The organism is Kitasatospora indigofera (genome assembly GCF_014655955.1).
Taxonomy (GTDB): domain Bacteria; phylum Actinomycetota; class Actinomycetes; order Streptomycetales; family Streptomycetaceae; genus Kitasatospora; species Kitasatospora indigofera.
Window position 1 is genome coordinate 1 of record NZ_BNBO01000110.1, and the last position, 5,791, is coordinate 5,791.

The window sequence follows — 5,791 nt, forward strand, 5'->3', positions numbered from 1 at the left end:
GTCCGTCGGCACGCCGAGGGCCTGCCGGCCCAGTCCCTGGCCTGGGGCCAGTGGGAGCAGGCCAGCGGGATCACCGGCCGGCTCAGCCGCACCGACCTGGCTCGGCTGGCCCGGCTGGGCATCCGCCCGCTGACCTCGGCGGAGGGCGCCGCACTGTTCGACGCGGCCGGGCAGCGGGCCCAGGCCCCCGTCCTGGTGCCCTCGCCGCTCGACCTGGCGGCCCTGGCCGCCGCCGGCGAGCCGGTCGCGCCGCTGCTGCGGGGCCTGGTCCGGCCCGCCCGGCGGGCGGCCCGGGCCGGCGTGGGCGCGGGGACGACCTCCTCGCTCACCCAGCGCCTGACCGCCCTGCCGGACGACGCCGAGCGGGACACCGCCCTGCTGGAGCTGGTCCGGGCCGAGGTGGCCACCGTGCTCGGCACCGACACCGGGACGATCGGCGCCCGCAAGGCCTTCACCGCGCTCGGGGTGGACTCGCTGACCGCCGTCGAACTCCGCAACCGGCTCAACTCGGCCACCGGGCTGCGGCTCTCCGCGACCCTGGTGTTCGACCACCCGACCCCGCAGGCGCTCGCCGAGCACCTGCGCGAGGAACTGCTCGGCAGCACGCCGGCCCCGGTCGCCGCTCCCGCCGCCCCGGCGGCCGGGCGCCCCGAGGACGACCTGATCGCCATCGTCGGGATGGCCTGCCGGCTGCCCGGCGGGGTGACCTCGCCGGACGAGCTGTGGCAGCTGGTCAGCGAAGGCCGGGACGCCGTCACGGAGTTCCCCGACGACCGCGGCTGGGACCTGGAGTCGCTCTACTCGGAGGACCCGTCCAAGCCCGGCACCTCGTACACCCGGCACGGCGGATTCCTGGAGCGGGCCGCCGACTTCGACGCCGAGTTCTTCGGGATCTCGCCGCGCGAGGCGCTCGCCACGGACCCGCAGCAGCGGCTGCTGCTGGAGACCGGCTGGGAGGCGCTGGAGAGCGCCGGACTGGACCCGAACGCCCTGCGCGGCAGCCGGACGGGCGTGTTCGCCGGCGTGATGTACCACGACTACGCCCCGCGGGTGCGGGAGATCCCGGCCGAACTGGAGGGCTGGCTCGGCAACGGCACCGCCGGCAGCGTCGCCTCGGGCCGGATCTCCTACTCCTTCGGCTTCGAGGGTCCGGCGGTCACCGTCGACACGGCCTGCTCCTCCTCGCTGGTGGCCCTGCACCTGGCCGCGCAGTCGCTGCGCAGCGGCGAGTGCGACCTCGCGCTCGCCGGTGGCGTGGCGGTGATGTCCACCCCGACCACCTTCGTGGAGTTCAGCCGGCAGAAGGCGCTCTCCACCGACGGGCGCTGCAAGGCGTACGCGGGGGCGGCGGACGGCACCGGCTGGGCGGAGGGCGTCGGCCTGCTGCTGGTCGAGCGACTGTCGGACGCCCGCCGGCTCGGGCACCGGGTGCTGGCCGTGGTCCGGGGGACGGCGGTCAACCAGGACGGCGCGTCCAACGGCCTGACCGCGCCCAGCGGCCCGGCCCAGCAGCGGGTGATCCGCCAGGCGCTGGTCAACGCCGGGCTCGCCCCGGAGCAGGTGGACGCGGTGGAGGGCCACGGCACCGGCACCACCCTCGGCGACCCGATCGAGGCGCAGGCCCTGCTGGCCACCTACGGGCAGCAGCGGTCGGGCGAACGGCCGCTCTGGCTGGGTTCGTTGAAGTCCAACATCGGCCACACCCAGGCCGCGGCCGGCGCCGCCGGCGTGATCAAGATGGTGCAGGCGATCCGCCACGGCGTGCTGCCGAAGACACTGCACGTGGACGAGCCCTCCCCGTACGTGGACTGGGCCTCCGGCGAGGTCGAGCTGCTCACCGAGGCGCGGGACTGGCCGGAGACCGGCGCCCCGCGCCGGGCCGCGGTGTCCTCCTTCGGCGTCAGCGGCACCAACGCGCACGTCATCATCGAGCAGGCCCCCGACGCCCCCGTCGAGGAGACGCCGACGACCGCCCCGGCCGTGCTCCCGTGGGTGCTCTCCGGCCGCACGCCGCAGGCGCTCCAGGAGCAGGCCGGCCGGCTCGCCGGCCACCTGGACGGCGGCGCCGGGCCGGTGGACACCGCCTACTCGCTGGTGACCACCCGGGCCGCGCTGGAGGAGCGGGCCGTCGTCATCGGCGACCCGGCCGGCCTGCCGGCCCTGGCCCGTGGCGAGTCCGCCGCCGGCCTGGTGCGCGGCACCGCGGACCTCACCGGGAAGACCGTGTTCGTCTTCCCCGGGCAGGGCTCGCAGTGGGCCGCGATGGCGGTCGGACTGCTGGACTCCGCCCCGGTGTTCGCCGACCGGATCGAGGCCTGCGCCGAGGCGCTCGCCCCGCACACCGACTGGTCGCTGCTGGACGTGCTGCGCGGCGCCGACGGCGCCCCCGGCCTGGACCGGGTGGACGTGGTGCAGCCGGTGCTCTGGGCCGTGATGGTCTCGCTCGCCGGACTGTGGCAGTCCTACGGGGTGCGCCCCGACGCGGTGGTCGGCCACAGCCAGGGCGAGATCGCCGCCGCGGTGGTGGCGGGCGGCCTGACGCTGGAGGACGGCGCCCGGGTGGTGGCGCTGCGCAGCCGGGCGATCCTCGCCCTGTCCGGCCGTGGCGGGATGGCCTCGGTGGCCCTGCCGGCGGCCGAGGTGGCCGCCCGGATCGACCGCTGGGGCGGACGGCTGTCCGTCGCGGTGGTGAACGGACCGTCCTCGGTGGTGGTCTCCGGGGAGCCGGAGGCGCTGGCCGAGCTGGTCGCCGAGTACCAGGACGAGGCCGTCCGGGCCCGGTTGATCCAGGTGGACTACGCCTCGCACTCGGCCCAGGTCGACGACCTGCGGGCGGAACTGCTCGACCTGCTCGCCCCCGTCCGGCCGCGCACCGGCACGGTGCCGCTGCTGTCCACGGTGACCGGCGACTGGTTCGACACCTCGGGGCTGGACGCCCGCTACTGGGTGACGAACCTGCGCGAGACGGTCCGCTTCGAGGAGGCGACCCGGGCGCTGGCCGCGCAGGGGCACAGCACCTTCGTCGAGGTCAGCCCGCACCCCGTGCTCACCGTCCCGCTGCAGGAGACCCTGGAGTCGGCCGGTGCGGCGCGCGGCACGGTGGCGGTCGGCTCGCTCCGCCGCGACCAGGGCGGACTCGACCGCTTCCTCGCCTCGGCGGCCGAACTGTACGTCCGCGGCGTGCCGGTGGACTGGCCGGCGGTCTTCGCCGGGACCGGCGCCCGCCGGGTGGAGCTGCCGACCTACGCCTTCCAGCGGCAGCGCTACTGGCTGGACGCGACCGTCACCAACAGCACGGTCGGCACCGCGCTGGGCCTGGCCGCCGCGCAGGCCGCCCCGGCCGAGGCGGCCTGGCTGGGCCGGCTGGCCGGGCTGGCCGCCGCCGAGCGGGAGGAGGTGCTGCTGGAGCTGGTGCGTACCGAGGCGGCCCTGGTGCTCGGGCACACCGGCACCGCGGGGGTCGCGGCGGACAAGGCCTTCCGCGACCTCGGCCTCAGCTCGCTGACCGCCGTCGAGCTGCGGAACCGGATCGGGGCCGCGACCGGCCTGGAGCTCCCGGCCACGCTGGTCTTCGACCACCCGACCCCGGCGGCGGTGGCCGCCTACGTGGTGGCCGAACTGCCCGCGCCGGGCGGGGAGCCGGAGCCGCTGACGGTGCTGGCCTCGCTGTCCGCGCTGGAGGACGCGCTGGCCGTGCCGGCCGGCGAGGACGAGGACCGGGACTCCGTGCTGGCCCGCCTGCGGGCCCTGGTGGACCGCTGGGACACCGGCGACGCGCTGCTCTCGGTGGAGGACGAGCTGGACCTTGAGACGGCGACCGACGAGGAGTTGTTCGAGCTGATGGACCGGGGCGCCGAGTCCCTCTGACCCGCGCGGAGCGGGCCGGGCGCGACGCGGGTCGCGCCCGGCCCGGCCCGGGGCCGCACCCCGGGGGCCGCACCTGACCTGAGCAGTACCGATGTCAGCAGCACCCGATGCGAGCAGTACCGATGTGAGCAGTACCGATGGAGCAGCACCCGACGTGAGCAGCACCCGAAGCGCGCTGTGCCCGACGTGAGATGTGAGAGGCAGTAATGTCCAACGACCAGAAGCTCCGCGAGTACCTGAAGCGGGCACTCGCCGACGCCCGGCAGGCCCAGAAGCGCCTCCAGGAGGTCGAGTCCGGCCGTCGGGAGCCGATCGCCATCATCGGCATGGCCTGCCGCCTCCCGGGCGGGATCGCCTCGCCGGAGGACCTCTGGCAGGTGGTCGCGGGCGGCGTGGACACCGTCTCGGAGTTCCCCGACGACCGCGGCTGGGACCTCGCGGGCCTCTACGACCCGGACCCGGACCACACCGGCACCTCGTACACCCGGCACGGCGGATTCCTCGACACCGTCGCCGACTTCGACGCCGAGTTCTTCGGCATCTCGCCGCGCGAGGCGCTCGCCACGGACCCGCAGCACCGGCTGCTGCTGGAGACCGCCTGGGAGGCCTTCGAGCGGGCCGGCATCGACCCGACCGGGCTCAAGGGCAGCCGGACGGCGGTCTTCGCGGGCATCGCCGGCGGCGACTACACGCCCCGGATGCACGACGCCCCGGGCGAGTTGGAGGGGTACCTCGGCATCGGCGGGCTGGACAGCGTGGCCTCGGGCCGGATCTCGTACTCCTTCGGCTTCGAGGGCCCGGCGGTGACCGTGGACACGGCCTGCTCCTCCTCGCTGGTGGCCCTGCACCTGGCCGCGCAGTCGCTCCGCTCGGGGGAGTCGGACCTCGCCCTCGCGGGCGGCGTGAGCATCATGGCCAGCCCGCAGGGGTTCGTGGAGTTCTCCCGCCAGCGCGGCCTCTCGGCGGACGGCCGCTGCAAGGCCTTCGGCGCCGGCGCGGACGGCACCGGCTGGGCGGAGGGCGTCGGCCTGCTGCTGGTGGAGCGGCTGTCGGACGCCCGGCGCAACGGCCACGAGGTGCTGGCGGTGCTGCGCGGCTCGGCGGTCAACCAGGACGGTGCGTCCAACGGCCTGACCGCGCCCAGCGGCCCGGCCCAGCAGCGGGTGATCCGGCAGGCCCTGGAGAACGCCCGGCTGACGGCGGCGGACGTCCACGCGGTGGAGGCGCACGGCACCGGCACCTCGCTCGGCGACCCGATCGAGGCGCAGGCGCTGCTGGCCACCTACGGGCAGGACCGGCCGGCCGATCAGCCGCTCTGGCTGGGTTCGTTGAAGTCCAACATCGGCCACACCCAGGCGGCCGCCGGGGTGGCGGGCGTGATCAAGTCGGTCCAGGCGATCCGCAACGGTGTCCTGCCGCAGACGCTGCACGCCGAGGAGCCCACCCCGTACGTCAACTGGTCGGCGGGCGCGGTCCGGCTGCTGACCGAGGCCCGGCCGTGGCCGGTGGAGGGGACGCGCCGGGTGGGTGTCTCCGCCTTCGGCGCCAGCGGCACCAACGCGCACGTGGTGATCGAGCAGGCGCCGGTGGACGAGGCCCCGGCGGACGAGGAGGAGCAGGCGCCCGCGCCGGCTCCGGCCGCCGTACTGCCGCGCCCCTGGGTGCTCTCCGCCCGGACGCCGGAGGCGCTGCGCGAGCAGGCGTCCCGGCTGGCCGAGCGGGTCCGCGCCGACGAGGAACTGGGCCTGGCGGACGTCGGGTTCACCCTGGCCACCGCACGGGCCCGGCTGGACGAGCGGGCGGTCGTGGTCGCCGAGGACCGGGCCGGCTACCTCGCCGGGCTCGACGCGGTGGCGGCCGGCGGCGGACTCACCGGTTCGGCGGTGGGGGCGGGTTCGCTGGCGTTCCTGTTCACCGGGCAGGG

Annotated in this window: 2 protein-coding genes; both read left to right on the top strand. The window is 76.1% G+C overall.

Going from position 1 to position 5,791, the window contains the following annotated elements:
• Nucleotides 1-3,867: type I polyketide synthase (locus tag IE329_RS39465; protein ID WP_190215893.1), on the top strand; the 3,867-nt coding region annotated here is incomplete at its 5' end.
• 206 nt (nucleotides 3,868-4,073) lie between these two features.
• On the top strand, nucleotides 4,074-5,791 hold a 1,718-nt coding region (locus IE329_RS39470; protein WP_190215894.1), incomplete at its 3' end, for a type I polyketide synthase.